This is a genomic window from Siphonobacter sp. SORGH_AS_0500, from assembly GCF_002838835.1.
Taxonomy (GTDB): Bacteria; Bacteroidota; Bacteroidia; order Cytophagales; family Spirosomataceae; genus Siphonobacter.
The window spans coordinates 141147-166348 of the sequence record NZ_NHPP01000004.1 but is presented as its reverse complement, the minus strand read 5'-3'; the positions used below and the strand labels follow the sequence as shown (position 1 = coordinate 166348).

Genomic DNA, 25202 nt, shown 5'->3' with positions numbered 1-25202 from the left:
TGAAGGATTAACTTTCTTGATACGAGGGTGCTGCTTTTTCAAGCATAGTCATCACTAATTTGAAGACGGGTCTCAACGAAAGTTGATAGCTAATAATTTCGTGGTTGTAGAGGTCCAGCAAGGCCGAGATATAGCGTTTCTCTCCTCTGACTTTAAACTCCGTCAGGTCAGTTACCCACTTCTGGTTGGGTCCATCGGCCTGGAAGTCACGAGCTAGAACGTTTGCAACAATCTTGCCTGCTTCTCCCCGGTAAGATCGGTACTTTTTGACTCGAATCAGGCTTTTGATTCCCATTTCTTTCATTAATCTAAATACAGTTTTGTGATTGATAGGGCTGCCCTTGCGTCTTAGGTATAACGTAATTCTGCGGTAGCCCAAACGCCCCTTATGTCGATGATAGAGGCGATAAATTTCCGCTTTCGTCGCCCTCACACTTATCGGGCTGGGTAAGTTTACGGATTTGATAATAAAATGTGCTGCGAGCCATAGCCAGACAGCTTAAATGGATGTCGAGTGAAAAGGTATGCCTTAGTTCTAAAATTACTTTCGCTTTTGGTCGGCTTTAACTAAGGCGTGAAGCTTTTTTAGCAACGCATTCTCTGCCCGTAAGTATTCATTTTCTTTGAGCAATTCCTCTTCTCGACTCAGAGGTTCTTTTGCAGATTTAGGCTTTCGTTTGTTGGGCTCATGTTCACTCTTTTTCATAAGAGCTCTTCCTTTTTTGCGGGGCTGTAGCCCTGCCAGACCTGATTCATTGAAGCGTTTTTGCCAAGTGACGATCAACGATTCACTCGAGAGATGGAAGTGAAGGCACGCCTGCTTTAAAGATAGCTTTTGTTTTTTAATCATCTCAAGCACTTCAAGTTTAAAGCTTGAACTAAAGTCTCACTTGCCTACTCTGGCTTGTAATCCCTGAGAACCCTAGTGTTCATGGTAACAACACCATCGCTTGACTAAATGTAGGGGAAATGCCTTGTCGATGGGCAACTCTAGTCATCGATTCTCTTCCCTCCAAAACCTCTTTGACACATCTTAGCTTGAATTCAAAACTGTGGCTCCGATGCTTTGACATAACTAAAAATGCCCCCAAGTTAATGTCTAACTTATTGGGGGCACTCCAGAGAACCCCTAATCCATTCATGGAATGGTACAGGATTCATTGGATTAAGTTCTGTTAAAATCCAGGTAGCTCTTCCAAAAGGCGTAAAGAGCTCTACCATAGGTATACGATCCCTGTCACTCCCATCTAATAATCCTGACCATTAATTAGCGTTCGTTTTTTAAAATTCTGTGAAAGAAGTACCTATTTCGGAATCGCTGTCGGCAGAAAATATCCGAAAAAATGAAAGACGAGCATGTGCCATTTCTTATTTGGAAGATAAAAGAGCGGCCTATTGGAGGGAGATTTTAGAAAGGGTCTCTAAGGAGTCGATCGGTACTGACCCAAAGATTGCATCCTTAGTCGCTTACAGAACAAAGCGATAAAACTCAGAAAAGATTATAGAACACAATAACAAGCAAAGCCAATTGAAAGTACGTCTTCATCACCTACACAAGATGACATTGATAAACTAGTCGCTGAGCAAAACAAAATAGGCAGCAGAAGCAACCCTACTGGAACAGGCGGAAAAAGAGGTTGAGCTATCATTTTTTACATAGATTGTGTTTCTGCTTCTCACTGATTTGCTTCATTCCAGCCATAAGCTTTTCCTGTTCAAATTGATTTTTCCCATGAGCCACAGCTTGCATGTATTCATTTCCAGGGTTAGGAGAAATAAGTGGATTATTCAATAACTCAGGTTTGTGCTGGGCCAATCGATATCCATTTATCCTCTTTGGCGGCAACCTTAGACTGTAGGCATTCAACAACTTTTTCGATTAGCCGATAAAGTGCTTTACCCTACCCTGTAGACAGATAACTTCCATTACCCGAACGGTATTGGGCCTTTGTGTAGAGACTAGTAAGCCTCCTGAAATACAGCTTGGCTCTACGTCAGGAGGCTTTTGCTTAGTGAACGAACGATTTGATGAAATCTAAACTTGTCGTCCAGGTGAGGTTTTTATACCGTTCGTTGGCCAATTGAGTATGGTGGGTAGTAAACATCGAATACATGTACTGTCCCTGTTGCCATTTTGCGTATAACTCGTTTTCACCAGCGGGATAATCGGCTCTCTGTTTTTGGATAAATCGGGCAAAATCTTCCAGGCTCGATAGCTGGTAAAGCCTAAAATCCTGACCCGTCACCTGTTTCACGTCTTCCCACAGCATGGCAGGGCTGACCTGAAAACTGGCAATCTGTAAGTCCCGGGGAGCTTCATCATCCAAAGCTACTTCGGCGGTAAAGGCTGCCGTGTCGTCCATCGTCGTGAAATCCAGCTTCCAGTCTGCTTTATCACCCCAATACCCAATGCTCTTTTCTTTCAGATTTAAGATTGGCGTATTATACTGAAGGATATCGGCAAAAGCACCGTTGAAAATCGAAGAAGCCTGAATGGGCGTGCGATCAAGGTGTTCTCGAAAAGCTCTCCGCAAATCAAAATTCCTGTTTTCACCCGGCACTAACTCCGTGTAATCCGTACAGAAGTCAGACGGGATAAAACGGGGTACATCGGCTTGCAGAGCAGCCTCTAAAATTCGCTTCTGTACATCGACAATTACATCCCCCAAACCGGCCAGAGCCGATACTACGCAATGGGCACCCTTACTTGCCTCTGCCAGAGCATCGACACGGTCCAGATCGACTTCCAGAACAGCGGCACCCAATTGTTCCAGGGCTTTTATTTTTTCGGAATCGGTAGACGTTCGAACGATAGCCCGGACATCCGCACCTCTTTTCAATAGTTCGCGAACAATCCGTTTGCCTAAATTACCCGTTCCACCGAATACGATAATTGTTTTTTTCATGGTTATTATTTCTCGAAAAGTTAAAACATAGATTACGCCAGAAAGCTCAGAACGGCCTCAAGTACTTGGGCGGGTTGCTCTTCAAACAGATAATGTCCACTATCCAGAATCCCCACCAGGTGCAGGTCTTTCACTACGGAAGGCAACCCCATCTTCATGTAATTGTAACTGATGTAGCTTCCAATGCCTAACACCGGCATTACAAGCGGCGAGTAGATTTTGGCATCTTCGATATCCTCCAGGAAGGTCTGATACCAAGCATTGGCCGCCCGAATGCTTTCGGCGTCGTTGTATTGAGAAGCATACACCTCTCGCTCCAGAGAAGTCATTTTGCTGTCATCAATCATGACGTAATGAAAAAGCCAGTCCAGCAAATACCGAAACCGTCCGGCTAGTAGCTGCTCGGGCAACCCTTTTACCTGATTAAAGCCCATCCACCACGCGTAGGGTCTGTTGGCATCCATTTTCTCCGTAAATGCACCCGGAGCAGGAATCAGGCTCATCTGCATCATTCCCTCCGTGGGATGCGAACCGTCCAGAATAATTAGCTTTTCAGTGAATTGGGAGTAATTAAACGCAAAACTCATGGCGACCATCCCGCCAATGTCGTGCCCCATAAGATGCACTTTCGGCAAGCCCAGATGCTGTACCAAGGCTAAAATATCGGCGGCCATTGTTTTCTTGCTATAGCCAGATTGCGGCTTTTCCGAGCTACCCATTCCTCGGATATCCACAATAAACACGCGGTATTTTTTAGCAAGTTCTAGGGCAACTGGCTGGTAAGAAAACCAGCTTTGCGGCCAGCCCGGCAAACAGATGAGCGGCATCCCGGTCCCGCCCTCCACGTAGTGTAACCGAACTCCATTGACTGTTACATACTGATTCGTGAAGCCCGGAAAATGGTTGATTAACATCTCGTCAGAATACGGATTCTGAGGCATCCTTGGGTCTTTGTTTAGTTGAGTCATCGCTTCTTTTTTTGATGACTCAAAAGTACCCAGCTTGCCAAGGGGCAAAACTACCAAAGGGTAGAGAATGAAGTTTACCGGATTTTTTTCCTGATCCGGCTCAGGGCATTGGGGGTAATACCCAGCACGGCGGCCACCTGCTTGATGGGCACTTTCTTAACAACTTGAGAATGCGTGAGAAAAGACAGGTATCGGTCCTCGGCAGACAGCGTTTGAAAGTTCATAATCTGGTCGATCATTCGTACGGTCGTTGCTTCCCATATTTTTCGACCAAACGCTTCCCAGGCCGCCACCTGGCTATATAAGAGATCCATGTCCTTTTTATCTATTACGATCAGCTTCGTTTCATCTACTGTTTCGATATTAAATCGGGAGGGCTTTTGAGGGTGAAGGCTCGAAATCTCAGTAAAAAACTCATTTTCAAACATTACCCAAGTGGTATGTTCCTGGTCTTGGGCTTCGTAAAAAAAACGAACCCCTCCTGAGGCAATGAAAAAGTATTGATTGGCAATTTGTCCACTTCGTAAAAGCAGCTTGCCTTTAGGAACTTTTCTTTCGCTGCATCGGGAAAGCACCAATTGCAAATCCAGATCATCGATCCAGATCACTGTTTTGATGAATTTTATGAATTCTTCCATAGCTATGCTTATCGAGGAGTAAAAGTTTATGCATTGAAGCCTCCAACTAACTGGTTTTACTAGCAAAGAGTTTTATTTTCCTGAGGAATAAGGGCTTAAGTCCACAATCAGCATAGGTAAGGATTAATCAAACGGGTTCAAACATTAAATACAATAGAACGTCACCTCGAACAGTACATAGACGGGGTTCCTTTAAAGTAGTGATCGCTTCCAATGTCCTATTGCTCTATTACTGGGACATACCCCGACGTGGATTTTACAAAAGTTAAAAGAGCCTTTTCATCTTATTTAAAAGGCCCCTTGGAAGATTTCCAGGGGCCTTTTGCTCTACGGCGTTCCATGAATGTTCGTTTGTAAGAGGTTACCTTCAAATATTGGTCAAATCATAATCAAATCTATGTAATTTCTTGTCCTGTTTTAATGAGGCAAATGTGCTATTAACTCAACTTCCAGTTTGGCTTCACTCATGTAAAGTCTGGATACCTGAACCCAGGTCGCCGCCGGGAAATCTCCATTATAAAACGTTTTTCTTACGGAGTTGTATGCTTTCATCGTTTCAATGTCCGTAGTATATAAATTTTCCTTTACCACATTTTGAAAAGTTGCTCCATAGCTTTTTAAAGATTTTTCCAAGGCTTTATAGACTTGTCGTATACCTTCGGGAGTAAGCTCGGTTGTTACCGCCCCAGAAATGTAGAGAACATGGTCTACTTTTAGTACTTGTGTGTACCCGGCTACCGTATCTTGCTTAGAAGGCATATCCCAATGCCATTTATCTTTGGTGATAGTATGACTTTGTGTGTAACCAACGAAGGTTATAAGAACAAAAAATAGAGATGATACAATTTTCATAATCATAGTCAGAATAACTGCCGTTTTTAGGTTTGACTCTATCAGATTTACTTATACTTCAGCAATGCATGTATTCGCTCTGTAATCCATCAAGAGCTAAAGATGATTATTCAGCTATAGAGAAAATAACGCTTACCATTTTCCATTCGTTATTCATTTTGATCAGATGCCAGAATTCCTTTCCCCAGTTGGTCATTTTACCATCATTCCAATACTCATAATCAAACGTAACACTACCTAGCACGTCATCATTGGTAATTCTTACATTTTTAAAGATTTCCTCCTGCTTTCCTTTATCTCCCAAAAACTTATAGAAAGTATCATATCCTACGGAAAAATAGTTTTTAAGATCAGGCTTTTTAGCAATTACTTTTTTAAACTGATTCTGATTTTTCATAACCCCTATCCATACGAACGCCTGCGGTGTAAAAAGGCGTAGAAAAGAGACTGAATCTTTTTTACTAATGCTAGTTCGGAATTGATCCAAAATCCCGTTGATTTCAGCTTTTTCTTTTGCAAATTTCTGTGCTTTTACCTGAGTTAAAGAGAGCAGGAAAATAGATACGGTAATTACTCTTTTCATGATTCTATATTTTGATTTAGTAATCGATTTTTCAGCCAGCTTGAGGGACGCTCTAACGTGTATCGGTAAACTAATCCAGCCGCCAGACATCCAATCAGGCAAAGAATCATTAATTGGTTTTCGGAAAGATTCATCGGGCTAGTGGCTACTTGTATGAGATGAATGATTCCTTTATGAGATAAATAGATCGCAAAAGATAAATCAGCCAATTGACGGGTTACCCTTGATGACATCCCGCTGAGAAAACAGGAGTTAGAAACAGCAGAACTTACCAGTAATCCATACGCCAGACCTACCCAGGTAAAGCCAAAAACAGAAGCCGTTTGGGAGTATTGGTCCTTACAAACCCAAAAGGCAAAGGCCAGCGTAGCTATTCCTGCAAAGAAAAATAGTACCCCCTTTGAATGGATCAGTTGCTTGAACGTTACTGAATATTCGTAAAGAAAACCGATCAGCACCCCTATGGCGAGAGAGTCCAACCGGGTATGCGTAGGATAGTAGATGTGCATATACCACAGTTTCCAAAAGTGATCAGACTCTAATGCGGGAACGACGAAATGAGTCCAGGCAGAGCTCCGCAGAGCAATAGAAATTAGCGGCAAAACCATGAGTATGTACTTAAGTTTACTCAGCCAGCCCGTTTTTAATAACAGAAGAAGGGAGAAAGGGAGCAGCAGGTAAAACTGTTCTTCGATACACAAAGACCAGGCATGGGAAAACGTGCCTTTATTGATTACATCAAGTCCATAGTTTTGCGTAAACGTTAGAAACCTCCATAAAGGAGGTAAGGCCTCTCGTTCCCTAAACCAAGGAAAACAGACATACAGCAGCAGCGTAAAGACAAAAGGCGGGATAATCCTGAAAAACCTTTTGGTAAAAAAGGTTTTCAGAAATACAGTACCATACTCCCGAATTTCTCTGAACAACTGACCAGAAATAAGAAACCCGCTTAGCACAAAAAAAAGATCCACTCCTGTCCAGCCATAGCTGCCGATAGTATCCAGCCAGTCAGGATGCCGGAACGCCCGGTAATGGTACATCCACACCAATATAATAGCGACGGCCCTTAAATGATCTAGTCCGTTAAATCTGTTCTCTTTCATTTTTTTCTGCAAAACTTCACCTCTTGCGACCTATATCCTACGGGGTATGCCAGAAAACCTCTTTTATGGGACCGACGACATTAGAGGGTGTTTACATGAAAAATCCTGCTGTTTGTGCTCCAATCAGGTAGTCTGTCCCTGTTGTGGGCGTTTATACGGGCAGAATATCTAGTTTTACAGCAATGAAAGAGAAAACAACCCGTAACTTACTTTCAGTCATCAGCTATCAGGCGGTATTCTGGACGGCCCTTTTTCTGTTCGGACTGGGACAGGCTCACAGCAGTACCACTTACCTAAGTTTAGAGGATATCATCATCTACAACTTGTGTCACCTGCTATTTCAGATCATCAGTGCCAACTTGATTTACTATTATCTGATTATTCATCTTTTCGACCGAAAACGTTACGTGCTGTTTTTGATCAGCCTAACCTTTTCTCTGTATCTCTTAGCCGTTATCAATCGAATTTTTATCGTTTATGCCGCAGAACCTTTTTTTACGAATGAGGCACCGGACAGTATTACCACCATTTTAACCGATCTTGATTATCTGGTTGTGTGCTATGCCCTCCCCATTATTACTGCATCATTTATTTTTGTCTGTTTCATGCATATTTTACGGTATAAAAACGAGAAACAAGACCGCATTCGACTGCAAAAGGAAAAAGCAGAACTTGAGCTGAAGGTGTTGAAATCCCACCTGAATCCTCATTTTCTGTTCAATACGCTTAATAACATTTATTCCCTCGCGGTTAACCACCCCGATAAAGCTCCTAAATTCATTGCCGGACTGGCTGACATCCTTGACTATGCCATCTACAAAGGCCCTCAAAAGATGGTTCGAATCACTGACGAGATCACTACCATCGACCGCTACCTGGAACTGGAAGAATTGCGTTATGGAAACACTTTAGAAATCAACCGAATACTGCAAATTCAAGCTGAAAATCAAATTCCTCCGCTTCTGTATCTCTCACTGGTTGAAAATGCCTTTAAACATGGAAGCAGGAGCCTTGACGGCAAGCTCCGTATCACGCTTGAACTGCAAACCGATGAGGTCAGATCTGTATTCAAAATTGGAAATAGCAGTTTTCAGAAAACGTCTGACCGCCAAGAAGGAATCGGTCTTATTAATATTGAAGAGCAACTGAAATTGTATTACAAACATAATTTTGAACTTCGTGTCAACTCAGATGAAGACTGGTTTAGTGTAGAAATCGTCACTCCTGCTTGGTATGATTAAATGTATGATCGTCGATGACGAACCACTGGCTATTGAGCTGTTGGAAAGCCATTTAAAAAAAATAGAAGCCCTTCAGCTCGTCGGCAAAGCAAGAAATGCGATTGAGGCCCATAAGCTCCTGCAACAACTCCCGGTTGATCTTCTGTTTCTGGATATTCAGATGCCTCATCTGAGTGGTATTGAACTAGTGCGGTCTCTACCAGTAAAACCGAAGGTTATCTTCACGACGGCCTTCAGGGAATTTGCTGTAGAGGGATTTGAATTGGAAGCCGTCGATTATATTCTGAAGCCGATCACTTTCGAGCGTTTTTTTAAAGCGGTTAGTCGGATATTGAGAGATACGGGTAACAAAAATCCTGAAAACACCCTAATGATCAGGTCAGAAGGGTTAAACCGAAAAATCAGAATAGATGACATTATTTTTATAGAAAGTCAGGGCAATGACCTGAAGCTTTTTCTGACTAATGCGGTTTACCTCACTAAAAACACGATTGCGGATTTTGCAGAACGGCTTGCTACCCAAGGTTTTGTAAGAATCCATCGGTCCTTTCTCTTTAATCCTGACTACGTTACCGGTTATAGCAATTCTGAAATTGCATTAGGCTCCTATTCCGTTCCGGTAGGGAGATTTTACAAACAAGAGTTTAATGCGTTTGTTAAGAATTATGCTAAAACAGTGTAGTAAATAGTTGATGGCCTTTCAGCAGTTGTCCGTTAAGCGATTAACATTGTACGTTTTATTGCCAAATAATCTATCAACTACTTAAATAACTTAAAAAAGGAACGTTTTACTTTACCCCAATTAATCAACTTATAGGGTATATAAATGGAAGCAGTTACTAACAGTGCGATCGTGTTACGATAAATTAATTCATCCCAATAGAATTTAGGGGCATAATTAAGCCAAAAAAGCTGGATAAAATGCTTTGTAAAATCGTCATCAAATACCTGATAAGCACTTAAAAAAACGCCAAAAAGTGTAAGTACATTCGTAAATCGTTCCTGAATTTGATTCCCCTGTTTATTCTCTTCTGCTTCCACAATGGCAAGAGCCGTTCGAGCCGTTTTTAAAAGAGATTCTCCTTTATGACGACACGCCTGTACCTCCTCCAGGTAAGCTTGCAGGAGAATAACATGGTGCTTTGCAAGCACACTCATATCATTAAAGGTAAATAATCGCTTAATGCCATTTATTTGTTGCTGTAAGGATAACTCTACCCGGCTCGTCAGCCAATGAAATTCAGCCTGAATGGCAATTTCATTGGACATGTTCCGCAGCTCTTTTTCGCTAACGGGCTGATCTTTCGGCTGGCTGCTCAACAGGTTTTGGATAGCTCCTTGAAGAGGCTGTAGCTTTTCCCTGTCATAGGTGGGAAAAGCCTGCACCAGTTGCATCCCCTGTCGAAATCCTTTGTGGAAAAATAAATCGCACGAGAGCAGTTCCGCTTCATAAGTAGCGTAAGCAATATGAGCCAGGTCGTCCCCCATCGCAGGATCTGCTTTTCCAAATCCTAAGTAAACAAGTCCCCCTTGTGGATGCATTGGGTAAGCTACTAAACTAAGCCATCCCTGACCCGAAAAGTATTGCTGAACGGGCTTTTTTAGGGTAACGATGGGTGCTTTTGAATCAATCCATCGGAGCGGCTGCGTTAAAGCTGAAGACCATTCTACATACTCCGTTTCGGATGGAACACTGCTATTAGCTCGATATACCACCGAATACCCCAGCAAAGATTCTGGAGGATTTTTAAAGAGCATGTAAAGTTCATTACTCAGCCAATTCGTAGCTTGTGGCCACCCCATTTGAATGGGTTGGGTAAGATTGATGATAATTTGGACGGCATAGGCATTTGAAGACAAAGCCGGAAGAATTTCTAATAAATAGATTTGTTGGAAATCTTTCGGCGAGCTTTTTCCCAGAAAGCCGCGTTGAATCCATTCCTTTGGTTCGGCTGAGTTTTCTAAATTTAATTCTTCAACTACCTTCCACCCACCCACCTGGGGTTGAAGAAATTCACGTATCCTCGTTCGGTAGTCGACACCTTCTTCGTCAATAAAATAAAGGGTTAAGCACACCTCATTAGGCCGCTCCGGGCTTGCAACCTCAATATTTTCCAGATTAAGATAGGAAGTCATTTCAAACCATTCATTAATTTTTCAATGGTTTTTGTAACCTCGAGTACTTCGTTACGAATGGGGGGCAAACCCTGGGTCGAAGAAGCGTGTTGAGGCTGTCCTGTTTTAGGAGCAAAGCGGGTGGTAAAGCTAGATAGAACCGTGTCAAATCCATTGTTTACCAACGTTGGACTTGCCAAAACAACCTCATTAAGTAAAAAGACGAATCCCTCTTCGGTTGCTGCCGAGTTCCTGCTATAGGCATCAATGAGCTTCCAATGATAGTTGAAAGTCGTTAATTCTTCCGCACTAAGTTGATCTAATGCGTAGTTAAGATCTGCTAACGTTTGTTGTTGTGGAGACATTGTTTTCTATAATATGGTTTTTAAAAAGATTGGCTACCTGCAGGAATGGGAACGCCCATGACTTGAAAGCCCGCCCAGAATTCGGGTAAATTGTTAAACGCGGTAAATTGCTTTCGAACCTGCTGAATCGCCTGTTGCAGGGCTTGGGCGTCACTTACCTGTGACTGACGACGGATTTGGTAGAAGTGTTTGAATAACGCTCTGGTAGATCGATCCGGGACATTCCATTGGCTGGCTAGTACGGAGGAGGCTCCCGCTGCCAGAAAAGCCCACGAAGTCCCCGTAGTTTCATCGCCTTGCTCAGGCCAAGTCTGGCCCGTCTGGCAGGCACTCAGCGTGACCAGAGGACGACCTTTCAGCCGAATATTGATTCGGATGTCATTGACTGTTAGCATTCGTTGTTCGGCCAGTTGCAAGCCGGAATGAGCGGGATTGTCGTGAAAAAATTTACCGTGACAATTAAAATGGATGACCTCATAGTCACACTTGTTCGCGGCTTCAATAACGTTCTCAAGCGTAGCTTTCTCTTCTTGCAAAGGGACAGATTCCTCAAACTGACTTTCCACTTCCTGAGCTTCTAAGGCTATGTGAGTGAGATAATTCCCAGGTTCGCCCGAGTGAGCGATGTTGAGAAGTCGATAGGCAGTAGATGGAGTGGACTGAACTCGCTTTCGCTGTTCGAGAAGGACGCTAAGAGTAGCTAAGCTGGGGACAAAACTAAAAGCATATGTTTCACTTAAATACTTGCCGTGCTCGTCACAAAGGGCCTGAAAGGGAACTAAATAAAGAACATTAGTGGGAGCGACAACTACTTGACCCGATGAGGGTAGAAAAGGTACAAGGGGTTTAAAGACCCATTCATGTAAATGAACCAAGCGTTCTTTCCAATCTTCTTGACACCAGAAAAGGGTACGCTTACTCGCATTTTCTGTCTGCAGTAATAAGCTTAAAGATTCGCTTATTTGATCGAGCAGGTCATCCGCCAAAGCAACGTACTCTACTTTTTGCCCCCCAAAGACAAAGGCTCCCCACCCTCCTGCATGTTTGACGTATTCTACTAAAGGTATATTTCCTAATGTAGCCGACAGGTATTGAATGTCGGCTAATGTTCGGGGGGGCAGCGGCTGAAGGAGTGAAAGGGTCGGATGGGTAAATACGAGATCATCCACTCGGACATTGATCTGTTTACGAAGCGTAGCGACTTGTTCTTCTTGGCGTTCTTTTTCTTGCCGATATTCTTCGAAGCTTCGCGAATCATCTTCAGAACGAGGTAGCATCAATAAATCGATCCGTTCTTGGAGCTGGGCTTGAAGGACCCTCAGGGATTGATAGTCCCGAGCTAAGCTCTCATCCTGAGCTAGTAATTCAGCCACGGGTTGCCGATCACCGGCTAATTGTTCGCTGAGCGTACGGCTTTTACCCTGTAAGGCATACGTAGCGGCAGCTTTGTGGTTATTGAGTAAGAGGCAGCAATGCACCAGTCGAGCGTACAACAGGGTATTATCTTGAGCTAATCTCCTTCGGCTTTCTTCCTTCAGGGTTTCTCCTCGCACAGATTCGAGGGCGGCATGAGTTTGTTCATAGGCTTTGAGAGCTTCGGTCCAACGTTTTTCCTGGTAATAAAGACTCCCCAAAACAAAATGGGTTTGCTGAGACTCCGTCGGCAGCGATTCCTGGGTTCGTACTAGCAAAGCATTCTTAAACGACTCAATGGCAAGCTCCTGATTCTCCCCTCGATCCCCACGAACGCGTTCCCGGTACGCATTCCCCAGATTAAACCATACTTCTGCTCCTTGTTGGGTCAGGTTTTCGCCTACCAGGGAAAGGGCTTGTAGATAATACCCGATTTTCTCCTCATCCTGGCTTTCTCCGGCCTGTTGAACGAGCCACGCCAGATCCAATTCCCTGATAACCGTATGTACATCTTCTTTCCGGCAGCGGTCAATGATTGCTTTTAAGGAATTCACAAACAGCTCATAATCAGAATTTTCCTCTACTACAGAATCAAATAGAATAGTGGCCGCCGAATCAAGTAACCAGTCTATGCTTCCTACTAGTAGCTCACGTCGTCGAGGCCAATCCGATGCATAAAAACAAGCTTCGGCTACTATCATTACCAAGAGACTTTGACGGGTTTTGAGCAGGTCAATTACCTCTTTTTGAGCAGCATATTCATTCGACAGGTGTTCAAACTGCTTGTAATTCGCCGAAGTAGCCAGAACATGTAGATGTTCCCGAGCATAAGCCAGGGCTTCTTCGGAGGAAAGATTAATAAATTCGAATAAGTATTTTCTACCCAACAAGTAACTTACTGGTGTAATTAACCAGGAGAGCTGTTGATTTGATGGGTCGTTGTCAGCTTGTTGAGTTAATTCAGCCAGCAACTCTTTAGTTAGCAAGGAATCATTCTTCTGACACGTGTCAAATACCTGTTCAAAAGTTTCTAAAGCTAGCAGTTCATTTATGAACGCCTGGTAGGCAAGGGAGGACATCTTTAGATAAGGCTATGGAGTTAATGGCCTTAAACTATAAAATTATTAATCAATTTAATACCTTATTTATTAAATTAATTTCTTGTTATTATTCAACAATATATTTTGGATTGTAAAACATTGATTATCAATTATCCACTTAAAGCTATATATTACTTAGTGTACATTTTAAATAATTTGAATTCAAAATTATTCCACCAAAAAATAAGTGTAATTATTTTTATGATTTTTCTTTATTCATATCCTCATTTTTATGCGTTGTATTAAAAAAGCCATAAGCCTGTTCGGACTGTAAGGCAAAAATCTTCGAAGCCAGATCTTTATGAATTTTATAGAATTCATCCTCTATTTTAGCTTTAGCAAAAGCAATCCTCGCTTCAGTGTAGAGGTGAGTGCACTTAATTCTTCCTATTTCTCTCAATTGATATTTTTCTTTAATATTAAATTGAGTTATGATAGCAGCCAGCATTGAACTTATGAGGGGTAATAGAATTAAAGCAACCTTTAAGTCTAGCGTTTTTCCCATTAGCAGTTTTTCTCCGTCTAAAGCCGCCAAAACAGAACTTAAAAACCCCAGAAGTATTATTAAGATACTAAAAATATGATAAAGATTCTCAAATAAAATTGAACCTTTATCATAATCTTTACAATAATATTTATATACATGATCAATATATTGACGGGCTGATTCCTTACAGGATAAATCGCTCCAGTCTTGCTTTGGTTTGTCCATTAAATTAATAGTTTATAAACCTATCATTTCACAATTACGTCCCTATTATCTACCAAGTGATTCATAGTTTTTATCGGTTGTATTTTTTTGTTGATCAATTAATATTCTACATTTTTTGTAAAATGTAGAATATTAATTAGTTACAAGCATTTATGATTAACAAATAAAAAGATAAGTAGATATACCTTTATATAAAGTTAAAGCTTCAAATTTTTTCTCTCTTGTTTGAAGACGTTTGCAGAAGGATTGAAATGGAGAAGCGTACGAGGAGAAGAATCCCCTAAAAGTCGATACAATCTGGCTTTAATTTCTATTGCATCGGCTTCACTTTCAGATGCGGTTAATATGCGAGCTAGAGTCGCAACGACGGTCGGTTTATCATCATCAAACCCTCCATGCGTGTGTGAGGATGAGTAATTTTCCAGTATAGGTTCGTTTGAGTTAGGGGAGAGAATCCAGTCTCCCGCTTTAGTATTAAAAATTTTTTGAACCTCTTCATCCTGTACTACCCACTTTTGCATTCCTAAAATGGCTTCTCCCTGACTAAAAACGTAATACTTAGGCACCTTCTCGAAGGCATTCGATACGAGATACAATAGTGATTTATTATAGATGTGTGCACAATGATCCTTTTGCTCCGCATCGTCTGTTAAGGTAAACAACGCAAACTTATTAATACCCTTCTTTTCTATAGCCGGAATGTACGCCTTTTTAAACAGGTCTATTGTGCAGGCAGGAGCCCAAAGTGTGCATGTAGTAATGGGGATTCCATACCCTGACTTCCCTTTTAGATAGCCTTCGGTAATCTTTTCTTCGGGGGCAGTCAATAGCCGTACAAGTGGGGCCAGGAATATACTACCCGCACTATGACCCACCACATGTATTTCAATGGCTGGCTCCTGTTTAACCAACTCAGATAAGTACTTAAGGGCTAACCGTGCTCCACCGCTTTCGTTTTCTGTTGCAGCCAGGGCATTTTCTTTCATTTCATCCCATTGAGCTTTTCCCATGAGTGATCGTGCTACAACTTCTAGGGCATCATCTAAGCGGTCAAGCATAAAGTCCAGGCTCGCGTCTAAAAAGCCTTCTGGCTTGCGTCTTCGCAAAGCTTCCTCAAGGATATTTGTAGCCGTAGACCAAAAGTCGCTGTGCCAGATAAAGGAGATGGGATAGACTTCATTTTCTAACATCACCGCTCGGTATTCCGCTAGTCTTTGTACAGCAGAAGTCTCATCCACTAAACCTCCATGAGCATACAATAAGATTCGTTTTTTTTTCCAATTCTGGGTAATTCTTTTAAAATCTTCGGCAAATAATGTCTTTACCTCCTGTTGGGAGGTTCCAAAATCACCTCCAGCCTTGAGTTGTCCATCGTTTCCTAAACTGATTATATGAGGCCGCAAATCGGAGTAGGCATAAGCTCTCGACTTGCCAGCTCCCGCAGCGTGGGAAGAAGCAATAGACTGAGCCGACAGTAAAATTACTGGAGCACCTAAACGTGCTACCCAGACATCTGTACCATTAGCCAGCCAGTCGTCATAGCTGATTTGTGCAAAGCCCTGCCGCCCCCAGTCAGTACCCCAGGAATTCTGAATCCAGAAGCCTTTTTTGTCATAAGCGACAATAGCAAAAGCATGCCCTCCCAAGCGATGATCAGAATAATGAATTTGACCGTCGGAACCCACCTGTTGCCAACCTTCATGCACTAGGCAAGTAGCATAAAGAATACCAACTTCGGCCATTGCACTATGCATAGCTACCAAGTCCCGGTGATTAACCCGATAATAAGCACCCAGAGGTCTCTTCAAGGCATCTGAGGTTCTTTCATTCGTAAGCCGTTCGTCAGGGGTATTGGTTGTACAGGGCCAGCAGTTTTCATCACAAACCCCATGTTTATGCCATCCTTTCATAGCTCCACGAGCACTCGAACCACTGTAGTCTTCTCCTGGCCATTCATCGTAACGCTTGGCCATTTCATAAAGCATACGCGGACTAACGGCATTTCTATCTGGAGAAACTTGGCGTCTACATAACAAGTAATTCGCTACCGTAGCTAGACCAAAACCCGTACAGGCTCCCTCTTGGCCCTGATTCAGGACAGGGACTTCATATTTCAGGTATTCTTCTAAAGATATATGAGGTGGCACCTCGTAAAGGTTAGCTACATAAATTTTATCTCTAAAGTCAAGAGAGTCTGGCCGAGCATTGAAAGTACGATCGTTTGAAGGCATAATTTGGTAGATTTAGAAGTTAGCATTTCACCCTTCATTAAAGAATCCTTATGTACTTTATAAATAGATGAAATCAATTTAAATAAAATGAATTACCAAGCAGTTTTTGATTATTATTTTCTTTGGTAATGAATCGTTTTAGTATAAGAATCAGTATGCAATAGAGCTAAAAATACATTATATATCAATACCCATTTATGGTTATTCTGACTAATCCTTAAAATCCGTTGTATAAATTAAATAGTTATGTTTGTCTATAAACTTTACTTACACTTATTATCAATTAACTAAACAATAGTTAATTTACTTTCAAGATCAGCTATACTAAAAGCAAAATACCAAAATATCGGTATTGTTTACAGGTAATTTATTTAATATTTTTGTCACAGAACCTAACTATAATCTAAAATAAATATACCCTAACTACTTTTCTATACATATAATTAACCTGTAACAAATTATTAAAGTAAAAATGCTATCATAATACAACTACACACCAATAAAGTATTCATTTTATTAAAGTAAAAATTATATTAAACTTTCAAAACTTATCATGTATGAACAAGCTCAAACTATTTCTGTTTTTAGTGCTTATGTTGGGAATTAAAAACCCTATATTTTCTCAATCAACAGACACTTCCTCCGCTCAACATCCTAACAAACACACGTCAGAGCAAAGAGGAGTAACTTCTGATAAAGAAAAAAAATATCCTTTTGATTTAGCTAGCATGCTTATTATTATTAGCTTATCTGGGTTAATTGGTGGTTATGCCAATTATCGTAGGACTGTTAATCAACTATCAGAAAAGACTTCAGAAAAAGAACAGACGGGAAATTCAATAGTAATAGATAGAAATGAGCAGAATAAATATTTACAAACCTGCCTTATTCTTGGCATAGTTGCGGCATCTCTAGTTCCATTGTTTTTAAATAGTGTCAGTAGTGCGTTGCTTGACGACAAAAATGACATTACAATACTAATCTTTGTTGGATTTTGTCTATTGGCTGCAATTTCCTCTTCTAGCTTTATAGATGCTCTATCTCAACGTATTCTAAACCAAGTCAAAAATTTACGTAACGAAACTGCTAAGCAGGTACGCGAATCTGCCGATTTATTGCGGTCTGCCAAAGAAATCATCACACCGAACGCAACAACCTATTCAACAATTGAAAGCTCAGAAATAAATAGTATTATGCTGGCTAGTCAGCCAGCGACACACGCCAATTTTAAATTTGAGATAAAATTATCTCCCAAAACAAAACTTGTCCGTATAGACATTGATGGCTCCGTAGTTGAAGGAAATGAGTTGCTTACTCTCGCCAGCACTGCCGAAAATGACATTATCAAAGGAGAGAAATTTGTACCCTTAGTCGATGATACCATCTACTTAATCATTGACGCGGTAGGAGAACCTAACCATCAGATTACCCTAACTTCTTTTAAGTTCCAGGATCAGGATTTATTAAATACCCCTCAAAATTTCACAATAGGAGATAATCGTCGCGGACAATTAGACATCGAATCTATTAAACTAGCTTAAGTCTATGAAAAAATACTTTTAATTTATTGGCTCTCACTACTGTCTTCATTCACCCTTTATTCTCAGGGATTGACACAAAGTGCCGAAGGTAAAAGCTCAGTTTTAATTGATGGATCAGCCTTAAACATTGATATTACTCAATCTGAATTAGGTTTTGGGTGGAACAATTTAAACCCACTTGTTGCAAGCAAAAATTCGGCCTATTTCTTCGGAGGTGACATTCGAGTTAAAAATGCCAAAGGAGTTGGAACTCTGCTATCAAAAGGAAATTTCACTCCTGAAGGTAGGCTCAATGGTTACTTAGGGCATTATTGGTCTAATGCTAATCAAACTATAGATAAAAATTGTATTCCGTCAAATTTAATCCCCTCTTTAGAAGACAAAAAATTACAATTAATTAGCCTATATCATGACTCATTAATTGTAATTTTACATTCTTTTTCTAAACTTATACCAGACACAAATACAAGAAAAAAAGAAGTAGAAAAAGTATTAGCTAAATTTGATAGCACAATCACAAGAAAAGGCTACCCTTTGCTGTGGTTTCACACCAATACTACGATTGGCATTAATGAAGATGAACCGGAAATAAAAAACGATATAAAAAAGTTCAGATCTCAATTAAAAGCAGCATTAACGAGAGTTTATAGCAACATAGTCGACCATTTATTTCAAAATCTAAGAAGAGAAATATTTATTCGCCAAAAGCAAAGCCTAAATTCTAATTATTGGCGTCTATTATTTTTTGGTTTTGCAAGTGGAAACGCTCTCGGTTTCACTCGATTTATTAGCCTCGATACAACTGATCTATCGAATAGTTTTAAAAATGTCAACTACTGGGGATGGCAAGCAGGCCTAGGTTTAAACGGCGAGTGGAGAAGATGGCGATTGGGTTTCACGTATGCTAGAGCAGTTAAAAGTAATTTCCAAAGCCTTTCGTCCATTACCTACACACTCAGATCCACTAATAACGTAAAAAATACCTCTTTAAGCACAGAAGAAGAGATCACTGCATATGCTGGTGATTATGGAAGCACTGTACAAAATGAGTGCATTATTGATGTCGTTTATAATTTACCGTTAGATAAAAAACGTACCTCTCATCTTCTGTTGAATCCTTACTTACGTGCCAACTGGCAATCCCGGAACACTTCTCTATTAGTCAACACCTCCAATGTTGGATTAGGCATGTATTTTTTTAAGAATGACGGAAATTTTTTGGGTGGTTTTTACGTCGAGCTGCCTGACATCAATAATAACATGGAAAAGCAGAAAGACCTTTCAGCACAAAACTTACGTCCTGCCTTTAACCGTTTAACGATTGGTATAACAGGAAAGCTTGGCCTGAACTCAATATTAACCTGGTAAACCAATTCTTAATGATCAATAGGTTAATAGACGAAATTTTGAGTCAACCATTCTGACATTTTTCTTACTCATGCAACAGGAGAATTCCATATATCAAACTATTCCTAAGGAAAATCCTAATTTATAATCTTGGGGATAATTTGAAGTTATTATCGCTACCCCAAAATCAACTAGCAAACCTTTCCTTAATACTAGTCTTCCTAAAAATTTATCTACTCTAAAACACTTTTTCAATTATTTCAGAAGACCTAAATATACCCATTTATAGGGATGCATGCTATTAGTTATATGCTTACTTTTACTCAGTATTCTCCATACTTAACAACGAACCCTAATGTCAAACGGCAGAAAATTAACCCTCGAAGAAGCCAAAGAAATTATTCTTGCTTTTGAAGAAGAACAGACCCAAGTACTGAAACGTCCATTAGAGGAAGTCGGGATTGGTCAAAAGCTTGATCTGTCACTCTTAGAGGACTTTATTGCAGCTATTAAAGCTCATCCTAAAAGTCATGAAATTGATGCTGTCCGTATCTATCTTGGGAAAAGCATTAGGCCTGGCTCATCTGTCAAACAATACGATATTGTACTCGTTCCTGTATTCAAGGATGGTCATGACATTCATAAAGTATATGACGTGCATCCACTAACTGCATTAGATACATTAATTGGAAACACTTTACCATGTCCCAATGTATGCCCTAATGGGTTTATGTGCAAATAAATTTTATTATTGCCCAGGAGATAAAGACCCCTGGGCAATTTCTTTTCTCACTTGAACCTTGAATTTACAGACCTGGACATTAATTATTTCTACACTATCTGACCTTTCAGATGGCTTGCCTTTTGCGTTATTCCTTTCCTTTTACAAATATTCTTCTTTAAGAATTTATTTTGGAGGGGCCTTCATTATCAAATTACTTACCATCGTAATGATTTTTGGCTTTGGTAGTCGCAATACGCACCCCTTTTACCATGTATTGGCTCTTTTTGAATTCAGTTGCCTGTTCCTTTTCTATGCCGGTCAGTTGCAATGGTCACGATGGCAAACCTTCCTTCCATTAGTAAGTATATTGCTACTTGATGTAGGCTTTTCTCTGTTCTTGCAGAATATATTTACTTTCAATTCCTACGCCTGGAGCATTAATACTCTTATATTACTTATTGTTTCAATCCGGTATCTATATTATCTTTATGAAAAGGTTGAAGATGTTCCACTGGAGGAAGTGGAAGGATTTATAATTAATTCTGGATTCCTCATTTACTTTGCAGGATCGCTCTTCACATACCTATTAGGCTTTAATATCTTGTCGGGTCAGGCGACTGGGTGGTTCGGGAATGGATGGCTTTTTCAGTCAGTGGCCAACTTGATTAAAAATCTGGTCATCAGCTATGGACTCCGCCAGTTCAATTCCAACCGATAATACCTTCATCCTTATTTTCGGAACATTTACGTTACTGTCAGTTGTATTTGCCCTCATTCTATTTGCTTTCCTGTTCCAGCGTAAACTCATTCGTAAACAGCAGGCGTTCCGCCAAATTGAAAAGTTGCTACAGAGACAGGAGATAAAAGCTACCTATGCCGTTTTACAAGCCCAAGAAGACGAACGTAAAAGAATTGCCGTAGACTTACACGACCGACTGGGTAGTCGACTGGCGGCGGTAAAACTCTTTTTTCAGGCCATTCCGGGCACAAATGAGGCTCTCACCAAGGGAACAGAGTTACTGGACGGAGCCGTAACCGAAGTCCGGGAAATTGCTCACAATCTGACTTCCGGTGTATTGATCAAGTTCGGACTTACGGCAGCTTTGCTCGACCTAAAAGAGACCTTGGAAGCCTCCAGGCAACTTACAATTCATTTGTTCATTCACCCCGCCGACCTACGATTAGATATCCAAACTGAAACCAGCCTCTATCGGATCGTCCAGGAAATCGTTTCCAATGCATTGAAGCACGCCAAAGCTACCGAGCTGACCGTTCAGTTGACCTTACATGAAACTTGGGTTGTATTAATGGTAGAAGACAATGGTGTTGGATTTGCTCCAACGCTAGTAAAACGCGGCATGGGACTGCAAAATGTGGAGGATCGTCTAAACAAAATGGGTGGCAAGTTGACGATTGATACTGGATTGGGACGTGGTACCACACTGACTATTGAACTTCCTTTTGACTATGACACACTTATTACTAGCCGATGATCATCAGATGATTCTGGACGGATTGAAAGCACTTCTGGCCCACGAGCCAGACCTATTGATTATGGGGGAGGCTCATACAGGCCTGGAAGTCATAGAACTAGCCAACCGTCATGCCGAGGTCTTGCAAATTATTATTTTGGATATCAATATGCCCGGTCAAGACGGAATCCAGACCACTCGCTACCTTAGAAAGCATTTTCCGTCCATTCGGATACTTATTCTTAGTATGTACAACAATCCCGTCTTCATCAGGTCTTTAATGCAGGAAGGCATTTCTGGTTATGTACTCAAAAATACAGGGAAAGACGAACTACTTCAAGCTATTACTAATATCTCGGGTGGAAGCAACTATTTTTCAACAGAGATTACCCATTTGCTTATACCTACCACCAAAAACCAGCAAGCATTTCCTGAAAGCCAATTAACCAAGCGAGAATTAGAAATTTTACGCTTGTTAGCTCAAGGCCACACTACAGTTACAATTGCAGATCAGCTTTTTTTAAGCACCTATACCGTTGATACACATCGAAAGAATATCTTAAGCAAGCTTAACTTGAAAAATACACCCGCTTTAGTTAAATATGCGATGGAAAAGGGATTAGCGGATTTTAAAATATAACTTTAGTTAAGGAATTATAAATGCTCGTTTATCATTTTTTTTAGGCTTTGTTGCATCGTTCTTGAAACACACATCTTTAGACCCAAACAGCCTTCTCCATAGGTTGACAGAGATAACATAAGTACCTCTTATTGGATAACTATTCGGTTACGAGTGCAATTACAGGCAGGTTTTATCCGGTTTACACTACTACTCAAGACTCATGCAACAAAGCCAGCCCAAATTACTAGATACTCAATCCATTTCTAGTTGAATATTAAAACTTCTAAGCTCTTTCTGAGTATAGCTCATCTTTACAAAACTGGATAATCGGGGAAGCCTAATTCTTTTGATACGATTGACTTAATGCGTCTTAGTCATGGTTTCAGGAACCGTGATAATAAAATTGGCCAGTTCGGGTTTGGCATCTTTAGGTTCCTCAATATTTGCTTCTTCGGTAGTAGCAATGGTTAAAATTTTTAAAGCGGGATTCGCTTTCTTGAGATACCAGTAAATTCCTTCAAAGTTCTGGCTGTGGTACGAGCCATTAAAGTGTAGAAAGGTCTGTCCTTTTTTCCAGTGTTTAAGAATAAAGTGACTCATCGTGGCATCCTTAATGGCCTGAGCTTTGGCCATGTTTTCAGCACTAATGGAGCTACCGCTACCATGTACCCCACCCATTTTTATTAATTCGGCATACCCGGGAAGTGTCAAGTCAAACGGGATAGGTTGAGGGGCAATATGCTGCTGAGCTTCTGGACTTAACTGTTTCAATTCATCTGTACCTCGTTTGGCAACGATGCTGGCATAACGCCGGGGAATATTGGTTGCGATAAAAGGAATCTTCTTTTCCTGAGCGAAATCAACTAACGGCTTATAATCCGTTTGATAATTGTTCCAGACTTTAGCCTCGGCGGTTAATTGCTGAGAGGTAATTCTGTTCTGTAAATATTCATCCAGAACAATCTGATTATCAGATTCAAACATCTCTGCTCCGAGGACTATTTTCTCCTTTTTCTGTTTGTATAAATCCTTTGTCAATTCCAATTGTAACCAGTGATCAATCGAGTTATTGTGTAACTCGCCAAACAAAACGATGTCCGCTTCGGAAGCTTTTCTCAGTAACTCCTCATAACTCGAAGCCTTCAACTGCTGATTGTAAATAAGATAGGCTGGTTTATCCGTGAAAGCTAGACCGATCAGTGCCACCAGTGTAAGGAGGAGACTTCGCATATAGAAATTTATTTTAATGAAGGATTATCGTTTCGTTAATGGATTCGATCTTTTAGGAAACAGACCTCACTGCGTTTCATTCCAATTTTAGGATAATAATCTACCGCTTTGGGTGCCGCCAGCAGAATCAGGCTTGTTTGCAAACCCGCTACTTCATGGGTGAGTTCAAGTAACGTTCGACCAATTCCCTGATGCTGGTAACGTTCGTCTACGGCCAGATCAGCGAGATAGGTACAGAAGCTGAAATCACTTAAGGCTCTGGAAACTCCAATGAGTACCTCTCCTTCCCAGGCGGTAACTAAAATCTGAGCAGCAGTTAACATCTGCTCCATACGTTCGCGGTCGTTGACAGGCCGCCGCTCACCCAACGTGGAACGATTTAGAACATCAATGAATTCTTCTACGGAGAGCTTTCGCCCGGTTTGATATTGAATCATAGGAATAGTAGTCGATAGATGAAAGCACCGTTTAGTAACTATCAATCAATTTTATAACATTTATGGAAACTCCATTTACCCTTTCTTCTGCACGCATCGAGTCTGCCTACTCCTATCAATCGTATCGTCAACTGATTACGGATCTGCTAGCGGCGGGGAAAACGACGGGCCCGAAACAATCGGACATTCTGACGAAATATACCCAGCTCAATGTACAACGAATGCAGCGTCTGGACAAAACTACGGTTCTGATGCCGGAGTTGCTGGCGACTGTTCAGAATAACCCTTCGTCTTATTACTGGCTAATCCTTACCGAAGGCTGGTGTGGCGATGCGGCTCAAATTGTGCCCGTACTGGAACGAATAGCCGAAGCTTCGAACGGAACCATTCAGACCCGTTATTTTTTACGTGACACCAATCTGGACTTTATGGATGCCTACCTAACCAATGGTGGCCGGGCGATTCCCAAGTTAGTTATTGTTGAAAAAAATACGTTAACGGAAGTAGCCGAATGGGGCCCCCGCCCCCAACCCGCTCAGCAATTGTACAAGTCTTTACAGGAAGCAAAAACACCTTTTGAGGAACTCAGCACGCAACTTCACACCTGGTACGCCAAGGATAAAACCCTTACCCTTCAGGCTGAATTACAGAATTTACTGAAAAATTTATTCTAGTATTTTCAGCCATCCAATCAGATCATCTTTTACCTAAGTGTTAAATTTTACGTAGATAGTTGTGTTTATATCTTTAAAATTTATACAACCGGACTATACCCTTGCACTAGTAAAAAACTGCTACAAATGATGGTAATCCGGGGGTATCGTTATAATTTTGGGAAAAACGCTAGCCTGGCTAGCTACTTTAGGGCGAGGTTTTATTATGATACGTTGGAGCGGTAAGCAATTGATTATCAATATTTTATTGTTTAGTATATTTTTACTAGCAGCTTATTATCTATGGTTTCCACCTATTTGGGCCTGCCAGACGGTGCGTTTCCGTGGCTTTTCCAAAATAGCTCCTTCGGTCTACGTCAGCGATCAAACCAGCAAACCTCGTCAGGATTCACTTTTGCAGTTTATCAATCAGGCTCATAAAAGAATACGCTCCTTCTGGGGGGCTCAAAGCGGCGAAGCAACCATTATTTTCTGCTCCAATCGCGAAGAATATCAGAAATTTTGTCTTTTGTACGAAGGAGCTGGCTGTAGCCTAGGCACACCTACCGGCTCCTGGATTATACTCAATCCAGACGGATTAAATGTAGATGTCATCGCTCATGAAATGTGTCACGATGAGTTATTTGCCCGTTTAGGTTGGATGAAAGCTAAATCTTCCCTGCCTCAATGGTTTGACGAGGGCATGGCTCTCATGGTTGACTATCGGTATTCGGACCCAGATCCTTCCCGCCGATACATTGGCTATGTTCAGGAATGGGATATTCTTACCAATCACGGCAAAACAGCCCCTCATCTTCAGGATATTGTTACATTAAACGGCTTTTTGGCACGCAGCGTGGCCAGGCCGATCCCACCCGAACGGCCCAGTCGTACGTTACTTCTGGCAAAGAAGTTTCCCGCTGGTTAGGACTTGTCGGGCAGGATGGCT

27 protein-coding genes and 1 pseudogene are annotated in these 25202 nt (G+C 41.2%); 10 read left to right on the top strand and 18 right to left on the bottom strand.

The annotated features are described in order from the left end of the window. Positions 1–7: 7 nt before the first annotated feature. From BWI96_RS06100 to BWI96_RS06055, 11 genes and pseudogenes are all read right to left on the bottom strand, one after another. A complete protein-coding gene (locus tag BWI96_RS06100; RefSeq protein WP_157830230.1) occupies positions 8–433 on the bottom strand; it encodes an IS3 family transposase in 426 nt (141 codons plus the stop codon). A gap of 108 nt (positions 434–541) precedes the next feature. Next, positions 542–859, bottom strand: coding sequence for a helix-turn-helix domain-containing protein (locus BWI96_RS06095; RefSeq protein WP_255400611.1), 318 nt, complete (start codon positions 857–859; stop codon positions 542–544). A 70-nt stretch (positions 860–929) separates the two neighbouring features. After that, positions 930–1073, bottom strand: a complete 144-nt coding sequence (locus BWI96_RS23165; protein ID WP_157830229.1) for a transposase — start codon at positions 1071–1073, stop codon at positions 930–932. A gap of 31 nt (positions 1074–1104) precedes the next feature. Then, a pseudogene (locus BWI96_RS23160) lies at positions 1105–1230 on the bottom strand (DUF2958 domain-containing protein); the annotation flags it as partial. 415 nt (positions 1231–1645) lie between these two features. Further along, the gene (locus tag BWI96_RS21830) at positions 1646–1816 is read right to left on the bottom strand and encodes a hypothetical protein (protein WP_198555154.1); all 171 of its coding nucleotides are present in this window, start codon (positions 1814–1816) and stop codon (positions 1646–1648) included. A gap of 193 nt (positions 1817–2009) precedes the next feature. Continuing rightward, a complete protein-coding gene (locus tag BWI96_RS06080; protein ID WP_106635793.1) occupies positions 2010–2906 on the bottom strand; it encodes an NmrA family NAD(P)-binding protein in 897 nt (298 codons plus the stop codon). Positions 2907–2938: 32 nt separating this feature from the next. Beyond that, complete coding sequence (locus BWI96_RS06075; protein ID WP_232793591.1) at positions 2939–3847, bottom strand: alpha/beta fold hydrolase; 909 nt, start codon at positions 3845–3847, stop codon at positions 2939–2941. Positions 3848–3948: 101 nt separating this feature from the next. Continuing rightward, a complete protein-coding gene (locus tag BWI96_RS06070; protein ID WP_106635791.1) occupies positions 3949–4512 on the bottom strand; it encodes a Crp/Fnr family transcriptional regulator in 564 nt (187 codons plus the stop codon). A 417-nt stretch (positions 4513–4929) separates the two neighbouring features. Further along, the gene (locus tag BWI96_RS06065; RefSeq protein ID WP_106635945.1) at positions 4930–5364 is read right to left on the bottom strand and encodes a RidA family protein; all 435 of its coding nucleotides are present in this window, start codon (positions 5362–5364) and stop codon (positions 4930–4932) included. Positions 5365–5470: 106 nt separating this feature from the next. After that, complete coding sequence (locus tag BWI96_RS06060) at positions 5471–5947, bottom strand: hypothetical protein (RefSeq protein WP_106635790.1); 477 nt, start codon at positions 5945–5947, stop codon at positions 5471–5473. Continuing rightward, a complete protein-coding gene (locus BWI96_RS06055; RefSeq protein WP_106635789.1) occupies positions 5944–7050 on the bottom strand; it encodes an acyltransferase in 1107 nt (368 codons plus the stop codon). Before BWI96_RS06055 ends, BWI96_RS06060 begins: the two co-directional genes overlap by 4 nt. A gap of 182 nt (positions 7051–7232) precedes the next feature. Here BWI96_RS06055 and BWI96_RS06050 point away from each other — a divergent pair, with 182 nt between their 5' ends. Both BWI96_RS06050 and BWI96_RS06045 read left to right on the top strand, forming a co-directional pair. Then, positions 7233–8291: a sensor histidine kinase gene (locus BWI96_RS06050; protein ID WP_106635788.1), complete on the top strand. Its 1059-nt coding sequence runs from the start codon at positions 7233–7235 to the stop codon at positions 8289–8291. Between the two features lie 4 nt (positions 8292–8295). After that, entirely contained in the window at positions 8296–8973 is a 678-nt protein-coding gene (locus BWI96_RS06045; protein WP_198555153.1) for a LytTR family DNA-binding domain-containing protein, read from the top strand. A 77-nt stretch (positions 8974–9050) separates the two neighbouring features. On the opposite strand, the gene BWI96_RS06040 is transcribed toward BWI96_RS06045, so the two are convergent. The 5 genes from BWI96_RS06040 to BWI96_RS06020 all read right to left on the bottom strand — a co-directional run bounded on the left by BWI96_RS06040 (position 9051) and on the right by BWI96_RS06020 (position 16227). Continuing rightward, the gene (locus BWI96_RS06040) at positions 9051–10427 is read right to left on the bottom strand and encodes a hypothetical protein (protein ID WP_106635786.1); all 1377 of its coding nucleotides are present in this window, start codon (positions 10425–10427) and stop codon (positions 9051–9053) included. Then, on the bottom strand, positions 10424–10771 hold the full coding sequence (locus tag BWI96_RS06035; RefSeq protein ID WP_106635785.1) for a hypothetical protein: 348 nt from the start codon (positions 10769–10771) through the stop codon (positions 10424–10426). Before BWI96_RS06035 ends, BWI96_RS06040 begins: the two co-directional genes overlap by 4 nt. A gap of 20 nt (positions 10772–10791) precedes the next feature. After that, positions 10792–12048 carry a CHAT domain-containing protein gene (locus BWI96_RS23155; RefSeq protein ID WP_369804098.1) on the bottom strand — a complete coding sequence of 419 codons (1257 nt, stop codon included), beginning with the start codon at positions 12046–12048 and terminating at the stop codon, positions 10792–10794. Between the two features lie 1435 nt (positions 12049–13483). Next, a complete protein-coding gene (locus tag BWI96_RS06025; RefSeq protein ID WP_106635783.1) occupies positions 13484–13996 on the bottom strand; it encodes a DUF4231 domain-containing protein in 513 nt (170 codons plus the stop codon). A gap of 197 nt (positions 13997–14193) precedes the next feature. After that, positions 14194–16227: a C1 family peptidase gene (locus BWI96_RS06020; RefSeq protein ID WP_106635782.1), complete on the bottom strand. Its 2034-nt coding sequence runs from the start codon at positions 16225–16227 to the stop codon at positions 14194–14196. 557 nt (positions 16228–16784) lie between these two features. Here BWI96_RS06020 and BWI96_RS06015 point away from each other — a divergent pair. From BWI96_RS06015 to BWI96_RS05990, 6 genes are all read left to right on the top strand, one after another. Beyond that, complete coding sequence (locus tag BWI96_RS06015; RefSeq protein WP_106635781.1) at positions 16785–17768, top strand: YEATS-associated helix-containing protein; 984 nt, start codon at positions 16785–16787, stop codon at positions 17766–17768. 69 nt (positions 17769–17837) lie between these two features. Next, positions 17838–19136: a hypothetical protein gene (locus BWI96_RS06010; RefSeq protein WP_106635780.1), complete on the top strand. Its 1299-nt coding sequence runs from the start codon at positions 17838–17840 to the stop codon at positions 19134–19136. Positions 19137–19470: 334 nt separating this feature from the next. After that, a complete protein-coding gene (locus BWI96_RS06005; protein WP_106635779.1) occupies positions 19471–19857 on the top strand; it encodes a hypothetical protein in 387 nt (128 codons plus the stop codon). A gap of 58 nt (positions 19858–19915) precedes the next feature. Then, the gene (locus tag BWI96_RS06000; RefSeq protein WP_106635778.1) at positions 19916–20557 is read left to right on the top strand and encodes a hypothetical protein; all 642 of its coding nucleotides are present in this window, start codon (positions 19916–19918) and stop codon (positions 20555–20557) included. Next, on the top strand, positions 20526–21332 hold the full coding sequence (locus BWI96_RS05995; RefSeq protein ID WP_106635777.1) for a sensor histidine kinase: 807 nt from the start codon (positions 20526–20528) through the stop codon (positions 21330–21332). Before BWI96_RS06000 ends, BWI96_RS05995 begins: the two co-directional genes overlap by 32 nt. Next, positions 21307–21951 (top strand): response regulator transcription factor, encoded by a 645-nt coding sequence (locus BWI96_RS05990; protein ID WP_106635776.1) that lies wholly within the window; start codon positions 21307–21309, stop codon positions 21949–21951. The genes BWI96_RS05995 and BWI96_RS05990 overlap by 26 nt, the downstream gene beginning before the upstream one ends. Before the next feature lie 342 nt (positions 21952–22293). Here the strand turns inward: BWI96_RS05990 and BWI96_RS05985 are convergent, their stop codons facing one another. Then, positions 22294–23163: a ChaN family lipoprotein gene (locus BWI96_RS05985; RefSeq protein WP_106635775.1), complete on the bottom strand. Its 870-nt coding sequence runs from the start codon at positions 23161–23163 to the stop codon at positions 22294–22296. Between the two features lie 35 nt (positions 23164–23198). Continuing rightward, complete coding sequence (locus BWI96_RS05980; protein WP_106635774.1) at positions 23199–23600, bottom strand: GNAT family N-acetyltransferase; 402 nt, start codon at positions 23598–23600, stop codon at positions 23199–23201. A gap of 62 nt (positions 23601–23662) precedes the next feature. Here BWI96_RS05980 and BWI96_RS05975 point away from each other — a divergent pair, with 62 nt between their 5' ends. Then, the gene (locus BWI96_RS05975) at positions 23663–24274 is read left to right on the top strand and encodes a thioredoxin family protein (RefSeq protein ID WP_106635773.1); all 612 of its coding nucleotides are present in this window, start codon (positions 23663–23665) and stop codon (positions 24272–24274) included. A 205-nt stretch (positions 24275–24479) separates the two neighbouring features. Next, entirely contained in the window at positions 24480–25181 is a 702-nt protein-coding gene (locus BWI96_RS05970) for a hypothetical protein (RefSeq protein WP_157830228.1), read from the top strand. Positions 25182–25202: the final 21 nt, after the last annotated feature.

Coding starts and splice junctions, on each gene's coding strand:
- BWI96_RS23165 (WP_157830229.1), bottom strand. CDS start 1,073: ATGTCAAAGCATCGGAGCCACAGTTTTGAATTCAAGCTAAGATGTGTC.
- BWI96_RS06080 (WP_106635793.1), bottom strand. CDS start 2,906: ATGAAAAAAACAATTATCGTATTCGGTGGAACGGGTAATTTAGGCAAA.
- BWI96_RS06075 (WP_232793591.1), bottom strand. CDS start 3,847: ATGCCTCAGAATCCGTATTCTGACGAGATGTTAATCAACCATTTTCCG.
- BWI96_RS06070 (WP_106635791.1), bottom strand. CDS start 4,512: ATGGAAGAATTCATAAAATTCATCAAAACAGTGATCTGGATCGATGAT.
- BWI96_RS06065 (WP_106635945.1), bottom strand. CDS start 5,364: ATGAAAATTGTATCATCTCTATTTTTTGTTCTTATAACCTTCGTTGGT.
- BWI96_RS06060 (WP_106635790.1), bottom strand. CDS start 5,947: ATGAAAAGAGTAATTACCGTATCTATTTTCCTGCTCTCTTTAACTCAG.
- BWI96_RS06055 (WP_106635789.1), bottom strand. CDS start 7,050: ATGAAAGAGAACAGATTTAACGGACTAGATCATTTAAGGGCCGTCGCT.
- BWI96_RS06050 (WP_106635788.1), top strand. CDS start 7,233: ATGAAAGAGAAAACAACCCGTAACTTACTTTCAGTCATCAGCTATCAG.
- BWI96_RS06045 (WP_198555153.1), top strand. CDS start 8,296: ATGATCGTCGATGACGAACCACTGGCTATTGAGCTGTTGGAAAGCCAT.
- BWI96_RS06040 (WP_106635786.1), bottom strand. CDS start 10,427: ATGACTTCCTATCTTAATCTGGAAAATATTGAGGTTGCAAGCCCGGAG.
- BWI96_RS06035 (WP_106635785.1), bottom strand. CDS start 10,771: ATGTCTCCACAACAACAAACGTTAGCAGATCTTAACTACGCATTAGAT.
- BWI96_RS23155 (WP_369804098.1), bottom strand. CDS start 12,048: ATGCTACCTCGTTCTGAAGATGATTCGCGAAGCTTCGAAGAATATCGG.
- BWI96_RS06025 (WP_106635783.1), bottom strand. CDS start 13,996: ATGGACAAACCAAAGCAAGACTGGAGCGATTTATCCTGTAAGGAATCA.
- BWI96_RS06020 (WP_106635782.1), bottom strand. CDS start 16,227: ATGCCTTCAAACGATCGTACTTTCAATGCTCGGCCAGACTCTCTTGAC.
- BWI96_RS06015 (WP_106635781.1), top strand. CDS start 16,785: ATGAACAAGCTCAAACTATTTCTGTTTTTAGTGCTTATGTTGGGAATT.
- BWI96_RS06005 (WP_106635779.1), top strand. CDS start 19,471: ATGTCAAACGGCAGAAAATTAACCCTCGAAGAAGCCAAAGAAATTATT.
- BWI96_RS05995 (WP_106635777.1), top strand. CDS start 20,526: ATGGACTCCGCCAGTTCAATTCCAACCGATAATACCTTCATCCTTATT.
- BWI96_RS05990 (WP_106635776.1), top strand. CDS start 21,307: ATGACACACTTATTACTAGCCGATGATCATCAGATGATTCTGGACGGA.
- BWI96_RS05985 (WP_106635775.1), bottom strand. CDS start 23,163: ATGCGAAGTCTCCTCCTTACACTGGTGGCACTGATCGGTCTAGCTTTC.
- BWI96_RS05980 (WP_106635774.1), bottom strand. CDS start 23,600: ATGATTCAATATCAAACCGGGCGAAAGCTCTCCGTAGAAGAATTCATT.
- BWI96_RS05975 (WP_106635773.1), top strand. CDS start 23,663: ATGGAAACTCCATTTACCCTTTCTTCTGCACGCATCGAGTCTGCCTAC.
- BWI96_RS05970 (WP_157830228.1), top strand. CDS start 24,480: ATGATACGTTGGAGCGGTAAGCAATTGATTATCAATATTTTATTGTTT.